Consider the following 18002-nt stretch of genomic DNA (forward strand, 5'->3'; position numbering starts at 1 on the left):
TTAAACCCCGAGGGCCTGTGTGAACATCTTACCTCGCAGCTCCAAAGAACCTTCGAGGTAAGGGCTGATCATTTTGGTCATGAGCGGCTCAACAGACTCGCTCGGTTTTACGTGCTTGCTTAGGATCGCAAACAGGGGCTGGCACTCTGCAGGAGGTTTTGGCTGAATACCAGCCTCTCGCAGCTTTTTAAATGCGTCGACCAGACCACCAACAACCCAGGGCTGGCGCGTCTGAAACTCGGCGGGAAAGACGTTTTCCACCGCGATTGAGTACTTGAGCAACTCTCGGAGGTGTTTGATCTCTGGGTGGGGTTTCTCGGTGAATTGCGAGATGTAGCTTTCGTCCGGCTTCAGGCCGTAGGTCTTGTTCAGCCTCATCAGTTCCTTGGCATCCAGCATGTCGCTCCGGAAGTACAGGGCATTGGCAACTGAGTGCAAGCCCGCTTCGCGGAAGGCATCGACTCGTTCCTTTGACGTGATGCGCATTGGAAACTTGGCAACCATTGGAGCGATGAGCTCTTCTTTGGAACCAATCCAAGCAAGAAGGTCGCGTGCAGCTGCGTCCTTGTCTGGCAAGGAATTAGAGCTGGTGATGTCGAAGACGGCCTCGATGATGGTTCTGGCGCCCGATTTTGAGGGATTAGCCTGATGAAGGATCGACTCACAAAATTTCAGCGCCGGGGCTTTATCCGTGCAGCGTCCGAGCAGATTCCGGATAAGTCCGGTCGCTATGTTGGAGTCGGAGTCGATACGAAATGCATCGCTCTTGATGAGGTTGTCTACCCCCATGGATACAAGCGCGTCCTTATGATCACCCTTCACATCAGAGGCGATGTTGAATACCGCCCGCATGGTGGTCTCGAAGTAGTCGAAGTAGAGCTTCCCGCTTAATCCTGCAACCTCTTCGCACGTGAACATTGTGGGGGCGATACCGGCCAACATCAGTGCCCCTTGGTCGGCAACGCGATAGTTGCCGGCATCCACTGCGCTGTTCCTGACCGTGATGAACTGGTTCAGGAGCGAGTTGATGCGAAAGGGGTCGTGCTCAGGGGCGGCCAGGTTCTTCAGAATCTCGCCTTTGATTTGTTGCATGTCGCTCAGGAAGCGGGTGCTCATGGGGTTGGCCCTTCTTCTTCGAGTTCTTTTTTGGGGTTTTTTATGCGTTGCACGAATTCGATTTGCTCTGGAAACCACGCTACGGCAATCATCGTCCGCCCAACTGTATCGACTACTCCGTCATAACCGAGCACGTCCTTGAGAACGGTGTTTAGCTCTCGGATGTTGTCCCCATAGTGGTCATTGGCAAGAAGGTTTAAGGTATTGAGCAGTGGGGTTTCGTCATTTGCACTGTAAAGCTTGGCATGCTTTCTGATGACCACATCAAGCCGTTCACGGCCTAGATCGTAGTAGTCCCCCAAAACCTCCTCGTAGTCAGGCGCTCGGGTGATAATCTCAATGCATTGAGCCAGAGTCAGGGGTTGAATATGCTGAGAGTCCAGCGGGTTTTCAAGGTTCAGCCTCACCTTGTGAAGCGTTGGAGTATATGGAATCCCATTAGCCTGAACGACCCCATTCGGGATGCAGTAGCTTGTCGCCGTGGTTTTGCAAGGCGTGAAGTAGAACCCGGAGCCATACTGGTCGTTTCCCTGGTTCGTGAACTTATAGTCGAACGATTCGATGGTGCAGGGGGCACCATGATAGAAGAATCGTTTTTTAATTTTATGCATGGCTCAGCTCAATGGAAATCAGCTACTGCCACCAGTCTATGGGCAGCGGGATACCTGAGTCAAAAGGCCTGCGGGCCTGTCTAGACGCGGTGTGCGTGAAAGCGAAGAGCCCGGACGAGTGTCAGCCCGAACTCAATTTTTCGCTCAGACAATTGCCGTTAAATGCCAAGCTCATTCGTGAAGTGTCGCCCGAGCGTAGGGAGCTCCATTTTTGGGAGCTTAAACATGTCGAATCCAGCAGTGGCGAGCATCAGAATTTTATCCTGGGACAGGCCCTCAAGTCCCTCGTAGGAGAATTGATCTTTCGGCAGGATGGTCAGGAAGGTTTCCAGGCAATCATGCACGCGTTTGTGGAGGTGGGCGATGTCCTGGTGGTTTTTCAGCTGAGGGTCGCTGTCGGTGAAGGCGTTATAAGCTGCCAGGAGGTAATGGATCGCTTTGGAGTGATCGATGCCTGAGATGTCTTGGTCGGGCAGGCGCAATCTTGAGAGGGTGCCCAGCGCATGAAATTGCCCGAACGCGACATCCCCAGGTTCGGTACTCATCAACTCCGTGATAAGCCGCTTCACTATCGTTGTGCGGTTACATAAGCCTGGATAGATATTGGGATCGAGTTCGTCATCGTCTGGATCAAAACCCACAGGTAGTAGGTTCAGCTCTGTTACCAGGCTCCTCCCGTAGACTGGAAGCTTCGCTCCCTCCAGTTCGTTGGTGATCAAAGCAAGCACATGCTCGACATCATCCTCGTCAAAGCGCTCAACCTCGAACACTAGGGCGTAAGCTATACCGCGAGCGAAGGCCTTCTGAATCGTTTGATCTCGATGTGTTAAGCCGTATTCAATGATTTCTGCGGCAAACTCGTCTTGCCTGTAAGCCCGCTCGATCAGATCTTCAAAAAACATGGGCTTAAAATATTTGCTGTTTACGACCGCAGGGATGGTTACCCCCAACCGGGCGAACAGGTCGTCGTAGCTTCTGTTCGGTACATCCTGTGACCCTTCGGCGTCATAAAAATCCTTGTAAACGGCGAGGTTTGTTGTGTTTTTCGACTCAAGCTGGGCAGCGATTCGTGTCGCCGGCCACAGCTCTTTGTTGTCAAAAAACATCATCTGGTAAGCGACAGTGGCAAACCCATTTTCTGTTGCCAAGATCTCTTTCGCCTTTTCAGAAAGCTTTTCCGAGCCGGCGATGACTTCACAAAGCCTGTGCTCGACGTCCTTTGAACGTAAATTCCGACCCTCGACGTCGACCATCATCCCAGTGAAGTGGTTGTACTCTGAGAACTGCATACCGACATCACGGATGTTGGCATCGTTGATCAACATCAACTCCTGGACAACCTCGTTCCCATATCCAAGCTTTACCGCGAGTAACGCCGGCAGCATGGCGATATGGCAGGTGACCTGACTGTTGAAATCCTCAAAAGCCTTCTGATTTGGCTTTGGCGCTGAGGAAGGATCCTCGCCAATCGACAGATGCCCTGTTTTCTTGATGACGAAGTACTGTCCCTTGAGATCCTGAGGTACGACAGGCCTGAAGGACGCGCCAAGGGCTTCAAAACCACTGGTCAGGTATTGAGCGAAGGCGTCATATGGATCGAGGTTATTCACGGGGCGGTCTCAAGTATTTTCTTCTAGCGTACAGACTGAGCTCGCCGGCGCACAAAGCAAACAGGCCAAGATCCACTTGGCCTGCTAGTCAAGCAAGAGGGATGTAAGCTGTGGCTCCAAATCAGACCCACAGCTCAGGATTTACCCGTTGGCGTAGGTCAGAAGAGGGGAAAGCTGATCCTCATCCGTCAAAGCGCCATGATGACCTTTCCACAAGGTTTGGTCTTTCTCTCGAAGGCTTTGCACGATCCCACCCAGACCTGTGGGATAGACAATCAGATCTCCGAGACGTTGTTCAAACCTCATGGAACCGCCAAACAACCCTTCGTTAATAGCCTGGCTACGCGGGAGTACTGCGAAGTCATCTCCCAGTTTGTTTTTCCAGCGCTCGAGCACAGCAGTCACGCTGCCGGGTTTTACATAGACGTGCCGTGCTCGGATATCGCCGGCAATCCACGCAACACCTTCCTGCAAGTTGAGGTCACTGTCGAAGTCGAAGGTAACTTCGGGGGAAAGGGTCGTCATGCCATGATCGGCGGTGACCAGCAGTTGCGTCCCTTTGGCCAACGTTCTGGCGGTCGAGGAAATTAGAGTGTCGATCTCCTGGAGACAGTTGAGCCAAGCCTCCGAATGGGGGCCGTGGAAATGACCTGCGTGATCCAGTTCGCCGAGATAGACGTAAATCAGTTGTCGGGATGACTTTTTTAGGGCGTTCCCGATTCGACGGCCACAGTCAGAGTAGTCTTCGTAGGGAGTGAGGGTAGCTCCCTTGTAGACAGCCTTGCTGTAACGAGAGTCTGAGAATTTCACTGGGAGTATGCATTCGATGTCCAGGCCCAGTTCGCCGGCACATTCCCAAACAGTTTTTTCAGACTTGAAAAGCGGCGACTCAACGATCAGATCTTGATCGTGAAAAGGACTGCCGAATTTCCATGGAAGCGGAGTAAATGCGGTCTGAGTATCCAGCGCAAATCGGCTGCCAACGATGCCGTGCTGGCCGCTCTCTTGCCCGAGAGCAAAGGAAGCCAGACTGGTCGCAGTGGTAGCAGGATATCCAACCTTGAAAGACTGGCTACCGCCGAGCAGTGTTTTCAGAAAGGGTGCGTGTGCGTGATGCTCATTGAGTAGGAGATACCCCAAGCCGTCAACCATGAAAACGACCATGCTGTCTGTTCGTTTCAAGTTGAATCCAGCATCGGATGAGATCACCCCCAGGCTGGTCAGGATGCCATTGGATAGGCGAGCTATCCCTGACTTATCAAGGGTTGCGGAGGTGGCATCTACGCTTTGCATGCTGTTCAGTGATACATCAAGAGTCGTCCTTAACATTTGTCGCCTTCCTTTGGCGTGATGGAAAGTTAATTACTAACGGTCACCTCCGCATGTGTCAACCCTTGGTTCTTTCAGCTCAAGCGAGGAGGTTGGGGGTGATCTGTCCCTTCATCCAGTGATCATCAGTCTGCACGTGGCCCTGGCGCACGAACTTGGCCACGGCCTTGCGGAAGTCTCGGTAGTGGAAACTGCCAGCCAGGCGTACCACGTAGCCCTCACAGCGGCCCCAATCCTTCTCAGGATCGTACAGAGCCTTGATCGCCTTCTCGTCGAAGACCCCGCGCCAGATTTCTCTGACAGGCTTAACCCCGAGAATCTCGAAGTACTCCAGGGTTTCATCCCAACCAAGGCAGGTGTTGGTGTCATCCCACAGGCTGAACCCGTAGAAGTAAGAATCGAGGTTGTCGTACCCGATGGAGTGTCGGGCAAACAGATTCTCACCGCACAGGCGCCATCCCTCAGGAAGCGAGTAGGCAAACTTCGAGCTGAAGTTCTTCACCCAGTCACGAGAAGGGTGGCTCACACCATCAAGCGAACGCGCATGGAGGTAGTCCGAGTAAATCGTGGTGTTTTCACCATCGAATTTCTCAGTGACCACCACCTCCAGGCCAAGGAAGTGCGCGAGGGACAGCAAGATCCGGTCATCAGAGGTAATGCCCTGCGACCACGGCAGATGCATGGTACGCGGGTACTTCACCCACCAAGAGAACAGGCGAAGTGCATCACCCAGGCTCAGAACCTTCTGAACGCTCTCGTCCTGGAACAGCTCGCCGCGTAGTCGAGTTCCGTTCGGCAGAACTTGATTCCCCCAGCGGTCGTACCTCTCGTCATTGTAAAAATGACCAGGGATGACAACGCGCTCGATCTTGGCGTGCTTGCGGAGCTCTTCAACGCTGATTGCCGTGGTTTCAGAGGCCAGTCGGTGATCCTGGCACAGGGTTGCGCCGTTATCCAGGTAGTGACCGCCGCAGTCAAAAAGGCGAGACTCAAGCAGGTGATGAACTTCGTTTACCGGTGAGCCGCAGACAACACACTTATGCTTGTCACGGGCGAGGGTGCGCTCTCGGAATTGATCCTGAGGGAGCAGAATTGGACTTTTCATGGTTTACATCTCCACAGGCGCCGGCCCGTGAAAACGTACGGGGGAGGGGCGCTATTTAGGCTTGCAGTAGGAACTGCGTTTGGTGTTGGAATTGCGCAACAGAAGCTCCTCTTTGTTAGGTTGGAAAGTCGGGAAATTATACGGATAAGGGCTGTCATTACAACCCTTATCTTGAAGCCACTTTCAGATTGGTGGGAAATTTCGGCTGTTCACGTCGACTTCCAAATCCCGGAACACACCGATGATCTGAAACGAGGTCATCGATTGTGCTTTTGCAGTCAAAGCAACTTTTTTGACGCACATGTAGCTGCTATCGAGCGCTCCACCAGCTTTCGCCATGCACTCCTGGTATGCGGGCACAATGTAGGCATGCGCTGTCGAGCGGTTCATCAACTCACTCTGTTTGTCCTTGGCCGGATTCGGTGCCGATGCCCCGAAAACGATGAAGGCCCAGACAAGCACGGCGGCAATAACAGCGGCCACGACCATCAGCACAGTCTTAACCCAAGCCCAGCTGCGAGATGGGCGCCTGAAGGACAGGTTGGAGTCAACAACAGCACTGGATCGATCTTCAGGATCAGCAAACATAGAATACCCCCGATAAAAAGCAGCGAATTTACAGCCTAAGAAAAGTGCCGTCAATTCATGCCAATCGTTTGCTCTAGAAAGCCAGCCCGCTACGCGGAAGCAGCGACTGCCTCATCCACCTGCTCCGCAACAGCTTCGCGTTTCTTCAACGTGTCTGCTGTCCAGTACCGCAGGATGGGAAGCTTGGTGCCTTTCAGATCTCGGGTTGGATCGTAAGCTTTGATGTAGGCGATGGCGTAGCGATCCACGTGCACGAACCAACCGTAAGGCGAGTTCATGTGCGGCTTTTCGCTGAAACCAGGCTCTTTCATCAAATAGCGGACTTCACTTGCCCAGTGCCACACGGTGAACTGATCGCGCCCGTCCTTCGGGAGACCATCCAGCCAATACCGTGAACTGGTCACCATGAAGCGCATATACAGTGAGCGCCAAGCCTGCACTGCCAGCTCAGTGTCCATTTTGGACAGCGCCAGCATGAGTGGGCCGTACTTCGAGAATTCCTTGTCGCGAACCTTCGTGGCAAACCCGATCTGCGCTGCAGAAGCGCCTGACAGGGGAGGCAGATCCATTGGGAAGGTCTCTTTGCCAAAGTCTGCGGTCATCCAGGCTTCGAGCTGGCGGCGGCATTCACCGCATACCGACATGGACATGTCTCGGCGCTCAGACGCCAATTGGCGGGTACCACGATACGAGAGACTGGCGTCCTCGGAGTGACCACACGCCATCTTGATGTCAACGATGCGGTTCTTGGATGTAAACATGCTTGAATCCTCGTAGGTCGGCCCTCAGCGGGCGGTGGGGATAGCCTTATCAACGCTGAAGGCACGCTTATGCAGCGAAGCCAATGTTTCTTTGGATACAACACCTGGTAGGACGGAATCGACGCCGCAATGCGGGCAGATCGCGGTCTCGCCGCCATCAACCCACTCAGTGATTTCGGCTGGCGCCATGGTCTTCAGGCAGTGAAAGCAACCGCACTGCTCCAGCACCAGGGTCTTACAAAACTTAAACATCCTGTCAAACACCGTATTGCTTGTGTCAAACGCCGAGGTACTCGTCATGCTGCAACCTTCATTTTCTTCATTGCTGCCGATTCTATCTGACGAATACGCTCGCCCGAAACGCCCAATTGCGCTCCAGCTTCCATCAGCGTCAGTGGTGCTTCTTGCAGGTGGCGCATCTGAATCACCGTCGCCTCTTTTGGGGTCAGGCTGGAGAAAGCATTTTTCGTCATCGTATGGATGTCCCGCTCAAATTGGAGCTCCATCACGATTTCCTCGGGGGAGAGGTGGTCTGCGAGGCTCTCCATAAGGGGCAAGCCGTTCTCTTCCAATGGGCAATCCAGTGACAGCACAGCCTGACGGCGGATGCTGTAAGCGTTCATGACAATAGATACTGTCACATTGAGCTCCGCAGCAATCTCCTTGGCCAGCGCTTGTGTCATTTCAGAAAAGTCGAGCATGGTGCCCATGTAACGGAAGGCTTTGAGGAACTCCTTGCTTGTGGACACCGAGACAGTGCTCCACTGCAGGATCTTCTTCAGGCCGACTTCACGTTTGATCCGCGTGTAGGCGTAGGAGAAGAATCGGTGGCCACCGGTAACGTCAAACTCCCTGACGCAGTGGATTAACGACTCCATGGCGTCCTGGTACGTGTCATCCGTGTCGAAGCGATGCTTGTACTTGTTGGCGATGGACAGGCACAGCCGGTGGTGGAGCCGGGTGAGTCGATCCAGGGAACGTGCACACCCAGTCTCCTGGTGGCGCTGTACCAGCCGCAGGATCTCGCCCTCGTCTTTCGGATAGTCCGTAGGCGTACTGGTCGCCAGCAAGGCGTCTTCCGTGTTTGTGGTTGCGAGGGCTGATTTCATTGGGCTTGTATCCTTTCTTGATGTCGCAATTATATGCCATCAATTGACACATCGTCAATTCAAATATATCAATTCACCATCAGCTCTTTTCCAATTCTTTACACCTAAGTGTTTGATTCGTCTAGGGATGATCCATAGGATGAAGTCATCGATAACAACGAGAGGTTTTCCCATGAAAAGATCCGCTCTGGCCCTGGCATTCGCCCTGGCTATCCCGTCCTTCGCATTCGCCAGCGCCCCGGTTGCCGCGCAACTTCCTGTCATCGAGCATGGCGAACAAGCGCCTGGCCCGCATTGCGAGCACAAAGGTGAGCATGGCAAAGGTGGCCCAGGCTACGGTCATGGCTTCAAGCAGATCAAAAAAGATCTGGATCTGACTGATGCCCAGGCCAAGGTCGTGAAAGAAGCCAGCATGACCGAGATGCGTGCACACTTCCAAATCGTCCAGAAGTACCTGGACAAGCTGCCGGCTGAAGACCAGGCGACAATGAAGAAAGACCACGAAGCGGCCACGCAACTGCGTAAGGACGAGATCCTGAAAACGCTCAGTCCTGAGCAGCGCGTGAAGGCAGAAGCGTTCTTCGCCAAGCAGAAGGCGGACTACGAGAAATTCAGAGCTGATCACGAAAAGCCTAAGGGCTGATCGGCCAGAAACGAAATCACCCTGCGGGGTGATTTTTTGTGCCCGCTGAAACAAATTGATCCATGTTGACCCCTATTTCCTGGGGATTTTGTTGTCAAGAACAAATATTGATGATAAATTGCCAGCCTTAATTAGTCGCGCAGACTCCTGCCGGCATCCGCACCAATCAGTAGAGAAATGAAAAAGCTAAACGTTGTAATGCGCAGCGATCTCAGCATGCGCACGGGTAAAATGGCGAGCCAGGCCGGCCACGCCGCAATGAAAGTGCTCATGAGCCACATGCGCTCGGGTAAGGACGGCCTTCGCCTGGCCGGTAGCAAGATGACCGCACTGCGCAAGTTCCTTGCCGCACCGGAGGTGGACTTCAAATTTGCCGAATCGGAAGAGGCGGTGAGGGACTTCCTGGGCCTGACGAACGACTCGCAGCTGGTGATCGACAACGGCGCGACTGAGTTCAACGGCGTTAAAACCGTCACCTGCGCGGCCAGCGGCCTGTTCAGTGCAGCATGGGAAGACGCACCTTACGACTGTGCGGAAACCGAGAGCGAGCGTAAGGCCAAGCAGTACTTCATCTTCAGCCGCTCGACGAAGCTGAAAAAAGAAGTGGTGTGCACGCTGGCGGCGTTGGGTTGCTTGAACCAGATCGCCAAAATGCTCGAGCTGGACTCCCAGGCAGCCCGCGAGGAGTACCTGATCTCCAGCCGCACAAACATCGCTTTCGATTCCTGGATCAAGAGTGGTTATGCCAAGATAGGCCTTTCGGTTGCCGACGACGCAAGCCTGCTTGAGCTGCAGGCCAAATTTGACGAGAGGGGTTCGACTACCTCGCTGGTTGAGTTTGAAGGCGTGAAAATGCTGGCTGTAGGCCCTGAGTTCCACGCCAACATCGAGCATTTGACCGGTAGCCTCAAGCTGATTTGAGGGCAAGACATGAGATACCTGGCGATGTGCATCATGCTGATCAGCATCAGCGGGTGCAGTTCGACCCCCACCCAAGAGTGCGGGTACGCTCGCCAGGCCTTGGTCATTTTCGTGGACAGCCTGGTCTTCTCGACTAACGAGATGGGTCGGGTTGCCCGCGATGCCGCGAAGTGCTCCCTGTGACTTTCTCTACCAGCCCGGCGCCGGCCAACACTCCGAACGTGATCTTCGTCATCGACGAGGGAATGATTCAGTCTGAGACGCACTCAGGGCTGCCTGAGAAGCTGCGTGCGCTGGGTTACGGTGTTGAGGTGACCACATTCATCACCAAGGGTGAGAGTCGCGCTGTAACGGCCTACGGGCCCGATCAGTGCGTTGTGGCCTATGGCAGCATCGAGTTCGTTGAACAGCGCGTGCAGGCCATCCAGGGGATCCCAGGCTGCTACTACGCTCGTGACCGCTTCATGTGCTCCCACTACATGCCTCGCATCCCGCTTGAGTTGCTGGGTAATGCCGATGCTGTTTACTTGCCATTTGCTGAGTTCGAGCGGCGTCTTGATCAGTTGTATCGCTATTTCGGCGCAAGCCGCCTATTCGTCCGACCTGACAGCGGTATAAAGACCTTCACCGGCCTGTGCATCGACCGGGAGTCTGCTGCATTCGAGTTGTCGAGTTTAAAGCAGCTCACCCCGGTCACCGAGAAGAGCTTAGTCCTGGTCGCGCCGGCGAGCGTCATCGCAGCTGAGTACCGATTCTTTATCGTGGACGGGAAGGTGATCACCGGCAGTCGTTACCACGTGGGCGGTAAGATAAGCATTCACCCGTCGATCTCGCAGGCGTGCTTAAGGGTCGCCGAGCAGGTTGCCGCTTTACCGCGACAGATCGACCTGGCGTATGTCTGTGACGTGGGATTCTTTGACGGGGTGCCCAAGGTTGTAGAGCTCAATGCCTTCTCGACGTCAGGCCTTTACGCCTGCGATTCCCTGGCGCTGTTTAAGGCGGTCGCCGATCTCGCCTTGCGTGAGTTCAACTATGAGGTGGCAATGGAGGATTGAGGCCTAATGGTGCCTCGGTAAGCCTTCCATTGGACAATAGGCGTGATAGGCTAGCGTTGTTCCCAAATCAAGAAAAAGGGCCAACCCATGCTTATCCCGCTGTACCGCCAGTTTGTGGCTCGTTCGCTCGACCTCATCATCACCAATCGCTTTAAAAACTTCCTGCCGCACAGCCAGGTTCTTCCTGCGGATAAGCTTGCTCGTGTGCGTGAGCTCAACGCTCAGTTTTACACGGAAGCCATGACCGAACTGGTGGGCGGTGCAATCATGGAGGCACGTATGCGGATCCCGGTACTCGACCAGATTTCCGTGGCTCTGGCCGGCATGCTGGGCGTGGGCGCTGTAGCGCTGATTCTGTCTCTGGGTTGGACTGGGGTGACGGCAGTCTGCATGCCGATGATCCTGGTTGCGCTGGGCATGCTGTTCTATGTCCTGTCCCAGGGTAAGGATCTGATCAAGTCGTTCAACGAGTCCATGCTCACAAACAATTTGCGGAAAATGGCGGCAGGGCAGAGCGTGCTGTTCATCGTCCGGCTGATCGGCGTTGTGATTCTCCTGATGGGTACGATCACCGTCGCGCATCCGTTCATGTGGCTGTTACTGATCGCCGGCATCGCCTATGTGCTCTTTGCCCAGTACATGGACATGAGCAGGCTGATGCTCCATCTGGAGAGCAAGGATATTGACCGCACCGAGCTGGATGCTTTCGTCAAAGCAACGGCCCCTTTGTATAGCTTCTGGGCTCTGAGCCAGTTCGAGGACAGCATGGATCGTGGGCTTCGACTGACGCTCAAGATGATCCAGCGTTACCAGTTCCATACCGACACCGCTGCTGACTGACGCTCCACGAGAAACAAAAAAGCCACCGAATGGTGGCTTTTTTATTCATCCAGGTTAGAGGCGCTGCCAGTAGGCATAATGCTGCTTTTTAGCGTTATAGCCGCAGCCTGCCTGGGTAGGATCTTTAACTTCCTTCAGGTACTTGTAGCACTCATATCGACTGAACAGGGCAGTGCTACCTGTCTCGCTGGCCAGAATCCAACCTTTGGCTTGATCACCTTCAGGCAGGAAGTCGTTGGCGTTTTCGAGGATGTAGGCATTGTCCAGGGTGAGGACGCGGGGGAGGTAAGGCACAACACCGGCATCCACGAAGTATTTGAAGGTGAAGTCTTTCCCGTTTGACGTTTTCAATCGGCCATCCGGAGCAAACACCAGGGGATCGTTGTGAAGCGCCTTTTCTGAGTAGCTGATGGAGCCACTAACAAATTTGGCGACCCATTGTACTTCTCTCTGTTTTTGCTCGACCTGAGAGATCTGTAGATACACGATCACTGCCAACAGATACCCGAGACCAATGATCAACAGAACCAGTACACATACCTGTACGAATCGACTTGGCGACTCGCTCTCGACCGTCTCATTGGCCATCGTCTTCGACATTTCCATGCTTTTGGGGTCTCTTGTGGTAAAAAAATGAGCCACCCAGGAGGGCGGCTCTTTTTGTGTGCGATCAGCTGTCAGGTACGGGGCAGGGTAACGCCACGTTGGCCCTGGTACTTGCCGCCACGATCCTTGTAGGAGATTTCACACTCCTCGTCAGATTCTAGGAAGAGCATCTGAGCCACGCCTTCGTTGGCGTAGATCTTGGCCGGCAGGTTGGTGGTGTTGGAGAACTCCAGGGTCACGTGACCTTCCCACTCTGGCTCAAGCGGCGTGACGTTGACGATAATACCGCAGCGGGCATAGGTGCTTTTGCCAAGGCAGATGGTCAGCACGTTGCGTGGGATGCGGAAGTACTCGACGGTGCTGGCCAGCGCGAAGGAGTTTGGCGGAATGATGCAAACGTCGCTGTGGATGTCGACGAAGCTCTTCTCGTCGAAATTCTTAGGATCAACGATTGCCGAGTTGATGTTAGTGAATACCTTGAAGTGGTTGGTGCAACGCACATCGTAGCCGTAGCTCGACACACCGTAGGAAATCACTCGGCTGTCATCACTGCCGCGCACCTGGCGCTCAACGAATGGTTCGATCATGCCGTGCTCTTGCGCCATACGGCGAATCCACTTGTCCGATTTGATGCTCATTTGAAGCCTCGCTGTAAGGAGCCCACGAATATAGCGGTCGTGGTACTGATGGTCAATTTATGGAAATTGTTAGAAAGGGAAGTAGTGGTAGTAGATCATCAGGTCGATGAACATGACACTGCAGATGGCGAAGATGCCGAAGCGAATGGTCTGCTTGATCCCATCCACACAAAAATGATCTGGCGCCCGATGCTCGTCGACCAGGCGCGGGCCTGCGGTTCTAGCCCGGCGCAGGAATGACTTTGAGTCCTGGGCGGCTTCGACGTAAACCTTGCGCCATTTGGGGCGGAACCGCTTCCCCATATTGACCTCAAGGGCGTAGTGAAACTCGGCCTCTTCGGGGATCTCAGGGGTCAGCACCTGGTACATGGTGACCCGCCACTTCGTGGTGCCAGGGTCAAGGAAGGCGAACTTCTGCTGATTAACGCGGACTCGTTCCCCAAGCTGCTCCTGTGCGGGCAGCCTGTAGAGGCTCAAATAGATCAGGTATGCCGGTAGTGACAGCAGGCCAAAATATTCGAAAAAAGTGCCAAGCGTCACCATTTTCAGGTCATCGGGTGAGGGCCAGCGATCTTTCTGGCAATCAAAGTTTTCGCATTGTTGCAACTCTTTTCTTTAAAATCAACTGCTTAGACCAATTGGACGCAAAAATCAACCTGCCCAAATTCGCACGCCGGCAGTATCGACGTGGACAAATTTCTTCTCGATGTAGATCCCAACCCCGCCGACCCCAATGATTCGACTCATCGCCGCGAGCAGCTTCGTGGACACGCCAGGGACATGGATGTCGGCGGCTGTGCCTTGCATGTGTTGAGAGAGCCGGGCTGAACCCTTCGTCTTTCTGTTGTTTTCTGGCGTTCGGTAGCCGGAGAGGATTTTGATCTCGCCGCTGCGGCCCTCAAGGATGAGCCACTGCTGGATGATGAACAAGGTATCAAGGAGTAGGGGATCCATGGCCACTTGGGTGCGATAGGTTACGTCCCTCAGGATCCAGTTGGCCTTCGCGTATCCAGCCCGGTCGTAGCCAAAGCCCTTGCGCCAGTAACAGAAGGTGCTGTTCTCCTTCGAGGAGACGCGATAGAGGGTCAGGCACCGATCCTGGTCTAGGAGATTGTCCTTCCAGTCTCTTGCCTCTGCCGGCTGGATTGCGGCCAGGCTACCAAGAACACAGAGAACGACGAAAAGCAGCTTTCTGTAGATCATCATGAAATGGTCGACCAGGAGGAGGGAGCGTCAATTATTGCAAATCGTTCGTCGCCCAAAAAGCTAAATTCTGCTTGAGCGCTAGGTGGTAGGGATATATCGTGTGGCTAGAACAAAACTTTCTCATTAGGTTCCACAATGACCCAAAATATGAACCCCATTGCCCGCGAAAAGCTGACTAAGCTGGTACCGGTGCTCAACCAAGCCGCGAGCAAGCTTGAGCGCCTGTCGAAAACCGACCTTCCGAAAGAAGAATTGGTGGCCCTGGGGCAGCTGAACGACCGCGTGGCGGTGTATCTTCAGGAAATCGTGATGATGCTGGCCGACGACAGTCCGCTGCAGATCGATGCTGTGGTTGAGTTCATCGAAGTGGTCGAGTTCTGTGCAGACCAGATCGAAAAAATCGGGTAATTTCCTCCTGGATCTTGCATCCAGAAGAAAAAGGCACGGGTTTCCCCGTGCCTTTTTTGTTAGCCCATGCTTGGGCCGTCTTCACCGTAAGTAGGGTCGATGCTGCGCATGCGCTTGATCGCCTTGTAGCCGGCGCGAGCAATTTCGTGCGGCTCTTTACGGTCTTTCAGGATCTCGTCATCCCCGAAGAACACGAACTTCAGCTTGTCGGCCAGGCCCGGTTCGTCAATCCTGGTAGCCCTGAAGTAGTCAGCCATGCCATGGATGATCGCCTGCTCGGCGAACTGGGTTGGCGCTTTCAGGGTGCCGACCAGGTCTTGGCGTGCCTCGATGGCCGAAACGAAAGCTTGTTTGATGCCAAAGGTGTAGGCCGCTTTCAGCTCAGTGACACGGTCTGGCTGCGACAGCTCGTATCCCATGGTGCGCAGGATCGCGTTCTTCGTGGTGTTGGTGGACACCAGGACTTTGTCGATCCAGGCCTTCTCGTAGTCAACGGCGCCGGATACGCGCTTGTTGGTTTTCAGAAGGGTATCGGCAGTGCTATCGACCGCGTCGATGAACTCTTTGCCATGGCCCAGGTTGTTGAAGGCATGTGACCAGCGTTGGCGCAAACCAACGTTTTCGGCATGCAGCCCTTTGAGGAACACGAGGGCGCCAGCACCGCCGATTGCACTGCCAACGGCCATGAGGTTATTCGCGTTCTCACGAGCGAAGGTCATGACTTCGTTCTTCAGGTGTGCGGCGTGCGCTACGGTGTAGGAGGGCACTTCCATCAGACCGCCCGCGTGAATGGCGTAAGCAGTGATCGCGATGCCGGCGATGACGCCTGGGATGGCGATGTACAACCCGTCATCCAGCTTTTCCTGGCTCAGGTCGTAGTTCTTCAGGCGCTCAGTCTCGCGCTCGAGAACGTTGCGCAGTGCGTTCTGTAGTTTCACAGAGGGATCTCCATTTTTCTTTTATCTTATCTGGCAATACTTACAAAATGATAGGTCTTGAAACGCAAATCCCGGCCTGGGCCGGGATCTGATTCTGCCAGAAGCCTTACAGCGTTCGACCAAAGCCGATTTGCTCTGGTGCTTTAGGCGCTGGCGCCTGGACACTCAGCTCGCGGATTGCTTCGAAACTGGAACGCGCCAGCTGGTAGACGTCGAGCACTTCGCCTTTGTTGTCTGGGGTGGCCATCGACTTGAGGCTGTCCAGAAGTTTCAGCGGAGCCTGACGCCCTTTGTAGTAATCGAGCATGCCCGAGGCAATCGAACGCTGGGTGAACTGGTCGTGCAGGTTGCTATCAAGCACCGGCAGCTTGCCGGACGCGGCAGCGCAGGTGACAGCGTTTTTCAGGCCATGATGGTAAGCACGGGTCAAATCCGCCACAACAACCCGATTGTTTGGATCAAGGCCGTGTTTCATCAGGGTGCGGTCGGTCGAAGGGGTGCTCACTGCCAAGGTGCTTTTCAGCCAGTTGTGGCGAGCAGACACCTTGTCGGCCAGGGTATCGTTGGTACGGCTGATCGTGTCCCAGGTCTCTTTGGCCATGCGGGATGCAGCCAGACGCTCGTTTTGTTCGACACCTTTCTTGTGGTCGCGATTTTCGAGAATACCCACAGCTGTCAGTGCGGCACCGAGACCGCCCGTGATCGCGCCTAAGGCGTAAACCAAGTGGGTGTGATGCTCGGCGATGAGCTGGGTGTTCCCGGCGATTCTGGACGCCGTAGCGGCCAGCGCGGTGAAGATACCGTCCATGCCAGGGGCGAATGGAATGGAAGCTCCGGCTGCCATGAGGACAGCGGGCATTACCATGGACTTGGCTTTCTCCGCGCTGAACAGCGGGGATTTAGCTTCACGAGCCTCGCAATTTTGCAGGGCGGTACGAATATTTAGAGTCATCTGTGTTCTCCCTTTTCCTCAGTCTAGCTGGCGCGTACTGAAGAGTACAACATTAATAGTCAATTGCCATCTTGCTACACGCCCAGGACGTTGGTGAACGCCCGCGCCATATCGGTGTATTTCATCCGGGGGAGCTGGCGCGGATCCAGGCCGGACTCGACCAGGAGGGCGATATTCCTGGAGCTTTGCCCTTTGAAGACGGTGTGGTCGAAGTCATGGCTACGCAACAACTCGGTGATCATGGCCCTCACGCCGTCCCTGGCCACCTTGTCGACCTTGGATTTATGCTCAACAGGTTCTGCCCCATCTGGCATGGAGAAGTGATCAAGCGCCTGGAGCGCCTTCAGGGTGAATGCGTGAGGGTCAATTTCATGCGTATGTTGCAGATGGCCCTGACGCTCGATCTGCAGAAATGCATGGAAGTGAGCCAGGCAGTACTGTTCAGGTTCAAGCTCGGCAATCTCATTGGCCAGCAGGGCGAAAGTATCCTGAGGGCTCTCCAGCAGGTCATCAAAGGCAGTTGAGTCATTAATCATGCTCGACGCTTTGGTTACCGGCACTGTTGGGAGATAGTTAAGCCTCATGGTGAGGGTGGTGAGCGTACCTGGGATTTCCCATTTTTTGAGCTGGTCGATCAGCCATTGGTAGGCGTAAGACACCGAGGCGTTGTCCAAGCTGTCATCAGCCAGGCATGGGATGCTGGTCTCAAACCCTTTTATGAACGCTCCTTTTTGCGGCTCAGGAAGGCGTCTGAAATAAAATTCTAGGGCGTTTTTCCATACATCGTCTGAACCGTATGCGTGCGAGAGTAAGTGCTCATAGAAACCATGAACCGATAACCTTTTGCTCGCTAGTACCTCACTGAAGAAGCCCTTTCGATGGGCAAAATCGTATTTATTGGCGTTCGGCATGCTTGCTTCATCCAGCAAGCCCCAACCATATTCATCAAGATCAAGGTTGAGAAAATCGTGGGCTTCAGCGATCCCCTCAGTCACCTTGTCACTCAAACGCTGAAGGCGCTCGGGAATCCAGTTCGATGGATTTGCACTCGAAAGCATGGCGATTTTCATCGGCAGCTGGATTTCTGCCTCTGGGCTGTAGGTCTCCGGCATCCGATTGGCTTCCAATCCAAGTAGGAGGTCGCGGCTGATATGGAAGGCGTTCAAGGGAGAGTCTTGGAAGTCGAATGCCGTTTCCGGAAATTCCAGCTGAAGAAGCTCGGCTAGCTCGATGCCCTGGCTTTCCAGCTGGTGACGGATCACTGAGGCGGGGAGCTTCTTATGGATAGCCACAAGCGCTGGCAGGTAGCTGATGCAGGGGAGTTTGATCCGAGTGCTATCGTCGGGCAGGGTGAGCTCTACCTCCTGGCCCCGAGTCATATGGCTCAGATCAAAGGTATGTGATGTACCGTAGCGCTCGAAGGTATTCAAAATCGTGTGGACGGAGCCGGTCACGCTGATAGTCATATTTCCCCCTTGATAGACCTCCAATGTAGTCGTTGCGAGCACCTCCGGGCAATGAAACTCAGCGCCTCGGCAGAGCGGAACTGGCCGATCAACTCGTTAG

21 protein-coding genes are annotated in these 18002 nt (G+C 54.3%); 5 read left to right on the forward strand and 16 right to left on the reverse strand.

Annotation, left to right across the window (positions count from 1 at the left end; genetic code table 11):
• The 9 genes from DKB71_RS33060 to DKB71_RS33100 all read right to left on the reverse strand — a co-directional run bounded on the left by DKB71_RS33060 (position 1) and on the right by DKB71_RS33100 (position 8229).
• Complete coding sequence (locus tag DKB71_RS33060) at positions 1–1116, reverse strand: hypothetical protein (protein WP_408601929.1); 1116 nt, start codon at positions 1114–1116, stop codon at positions 1–3.
• Positions 1113–1727: a hypothetical protein gene (locus tag DKB71_RS33065; RefSeq protein WP_408601930.1), complete on the reverse strand. Its 615-nt coding sequence runs from the start codon at positions 1725–1727 to the stop codon at positions 1113–1115. Before DKB71_RS33065 ends, DKB71_RS33060 begins: the two co-directional genes overlap by 4 nt.
• 158 nt (positions 1728–1885) lie before the next feature.
• Positions 1886–3337: a hypothetical protein gene (locus DKB71_RS33070; protein ID WP_408601931.1), complete on the reverse strand. Its 1452-nt coding sequence runs from the start codon at positions 3335–3337 to the stop codon at positions 1886–1888.
• Between the two features lie 141 nt (positions 3338–3478).
• Positions 3479–4666, reverse strand: a complete 1188-nt coding sequence (locus DKB71_RS33075) for an alkaline phosphatase family protein (protein WP_408601932.1) — start codon at positions 4664–4666, stop codon at positions 3479–3481.
• 79 nt (positions 4667–4745) lie between these two features.
• Entirely contained in the window at positions 4746–5771 is a 1026-nt protein-coding gene (locus DKB71_RS33080; protein ID WP_408601933.1) for an RNA ligase family protein, read from the reverse strand.
• A 183-nt stretch (positions 5772–5954) separates the two neighbouring features.
• The gene (locus DKB71_RS33085; RefSeq protein WP_408601934.1) at positions 5955–6359 is read right to left on the reverse strand and encodes a hypothetical protein; all 405 of its coding nucleotides are present in this window, start codon (positions 6357–6359) and stop codon (positions 5955–5957) included.
• An 89-nt stretch (positions 6360–6448) separates the two neighbouring features.
• Complete coding sequence (locus tag DKB71_RS33090; protein WP_408601935.1) at positions 6449–7120, reverse strand: hypothetical protein; 672 nt, start codon at positions 7118–7120, stop codon at positions 6449–6451.
• 24 nt (positions 7121–7144) lie between these two features.
• Positions 7145–7420 carry a hypothetical protein gene (locus DKB71_RS33095; protein ID WP_408601936.1) on the reverse strand — a complete coding sequence of 92 codons (276 nt, stop codon included), beginning with the start codon at positions 7418–7420 and terminating at the stop codon, positions 7145–7147.
• Positions 7417–8229 carry a sigma-70 family RNA polymerase sigma factor gene (locus DKB71_RS33100; RefSeq protein ID WP_408601937.1) on the reverse strand — a complete coding sequence of 271 codons (813 nt, stop codon included), beginning with the start codon at positions 8227–8229 and terminating at the stop codon, positions 7417–7419. The genes DKB71_RS33095 and DKB71_RS33100 overlap by 4 nt, the downstream gene beginning before the upstream one ends.
• Positions 8230–8401: 172 nt before the next feature.
• Here DKB71_RS33100 and DKB71_RS33105 point away from each other — a divergent pair, with 172 nt between their 5' ends.
• From DKB71_RS33105 to DKB71_RS33120, 4 genes are all read left to right on the forward strand, one after another.
• Positions 8402–8872, forward strand: a complete 471-nt coding sequence (locus tag DKB71_RS33105; RefSeq protein ID WP_408601938.1) for a hypothetical protein — start codon at positions 8402–8404, stop codon at positions 8870–8872.
• A gap of 177 nt (positions 8873–9049) precedes the next feature.
• On the forward strand, positions 9050–9793 hold the full coding sequence (locus DKB71_RS33110) for a peptidyl-tRNA hydrolase (protein WP_408601939.1): 744 nt from the start codon (positions 9050–9052) through the stop codon (positions 9791–9793).
• A 179-nt stretch (positions 9794–9972) separates the two neighbouring features.
• Positions 9973–10848, forward strand: coding sequence for an ATP-grasp domain-containing protein (locus DKB71_RS33115; protein WP_408601940.1), 876 nt, complete (start codon positions 9973–9975; stop codon positions 10846–10848).
• Positions 10849–10935: 87 nt separating this feature from the next.
• A complete protein-coding gene (locus DKB71_RS33120; protein WP_408601941.1) occupies positions 10936–11688 on the forward strand; it encodes a hypothetical protein in 753 nt (250 codons plus the stop codon).
• A 54-nt stretch (positions 11689–11742) separates the two neighbouring features.
• On the opposite strand, the gene DKB71_RS33125 is transcribed toward DKB71_RS33120, so the two are convergent.
• The 4 genes from DKB71_RS33125 to DKB71_RS33140 all read right to left on the reverse strand — a co-directional run bounded on the left by DKB71_RS33125 (position 11743) and on the right by DKB71_RS33140 (position 14138).
• Complete coding sequence (locus DKB71_RS33125) at positions 11743–12294, reverse strand: hypothetical protein (RefSeq protein WP_408601942.1); 552 nt, start codon at positions 12292–12294, stop codon at positions 11743–11745.
• A 71-nt stretch (positions 12295–12365) separates the two neighbouring features.
• Positions 12366–12932 (reverse strand): dCTP deaminase, encoded by a 567-nt coding sequence (dcd, locus tag DKB71_RS33130; protein ID WP_408601943.1) that lies wholly within the window; start codon positions 12930–12932, stop codon positions 12366–12368.
• 69 nt (positions 12933–13001) lie between these two features.
• Positions 13002–13538 carry a hypothetical protein gene (locus DKB71_RS33135; RefSeq protein WP_408601944.1) on the reverse strand — a complete coding sequence of 179 codons (537 nt, stop codon included), beginning with the start codon at positions 13536–13538 and terminating at the stop codon, positions 13002–13004.
• A 45-nt stretch (positions 13539–13583) separates the two neighbouring features.
• Positions 13584–14138: a YcbK family protein gene (locus tag DKB71_RS33140; protein WP_408601945.1), complete on the reverse strand. Its 555-nt coding sequence runs from the start codon at positions 14136–14138 to the stop codon at positions 13584–13586.
• A 135-nt stretch (positions 14139–14273) separates the two neighbouring features.
• On the opposite strand from DKB71_RS33140, the gene DKB71_RS33145 reads away from it, so the two are divergent.
• The gene (locus DKB71_RS33145) at positions 14274–14546 is read left to right on the forward strand and encodes a hypothetical protein (protein WP_408601946.1); all 273 of its coding nucleotides are present in this window, start codon (positions 14274–14276) and stop codon (positions 14544–14546) included.
• 59 nt (positions 14547–14605) lie between these two features.
• Here DKB71_RS33145 and DKB71_RS33150 read toward each other — a convergent pair whose 3' ends face one another.
• The 3 genes from DKB71_RS33150 to DKB71_RS33160 all read right to left on the reverse strand — a co-directional run bounded on the left by DKB71_RS33150 (position 14606) and on the right by DKB71_RS33160 (position 17902).
• Entirely contained in the window at positions 14606–15484 is an 879-nt protein-coding gene (locus DKB71_RS33150; RefSeq protein ID WP_408601947.1) for a hypothetical protein, read from the reverse strand.
• Positions 15485–15590: 106 nt separating this feature from the next.
• Positions 15591–16436, reverse strand: a complete 846-nt coding sequence (locus tag DKB71_RS33155; protein WP_408601948.1) for a hypothetical protein — start codon at positions 16434–16436, stop codon at positions 15591–15593.
• A gap of 74 nt (positions 16437–16510) precedes the next feature.
• Complete coding sequence (locus tag DKB71_RS33160) at positions 16511–17902, reverse strand: hypothetical protein (protein ID WP_408601949.1); 1392 nt, start codon at positions 17900–17902, stop codon at positions 16511–16513.
• Positions 17903–18002: the final 100 nt, after the last annotated feature.

Origin of the sequence: Pseudomonas sp. PLMAX (genome assembly GCF_046042685.1) — a bacterium.
GTDB classification, from domain to species: Bacteria; Pseudomonadota; Gammaproteobacteria; order Pseudomonadales; family Pseudomonadaceae; genus Aquipseudomonas; species Aquipseudomonas putida_AE.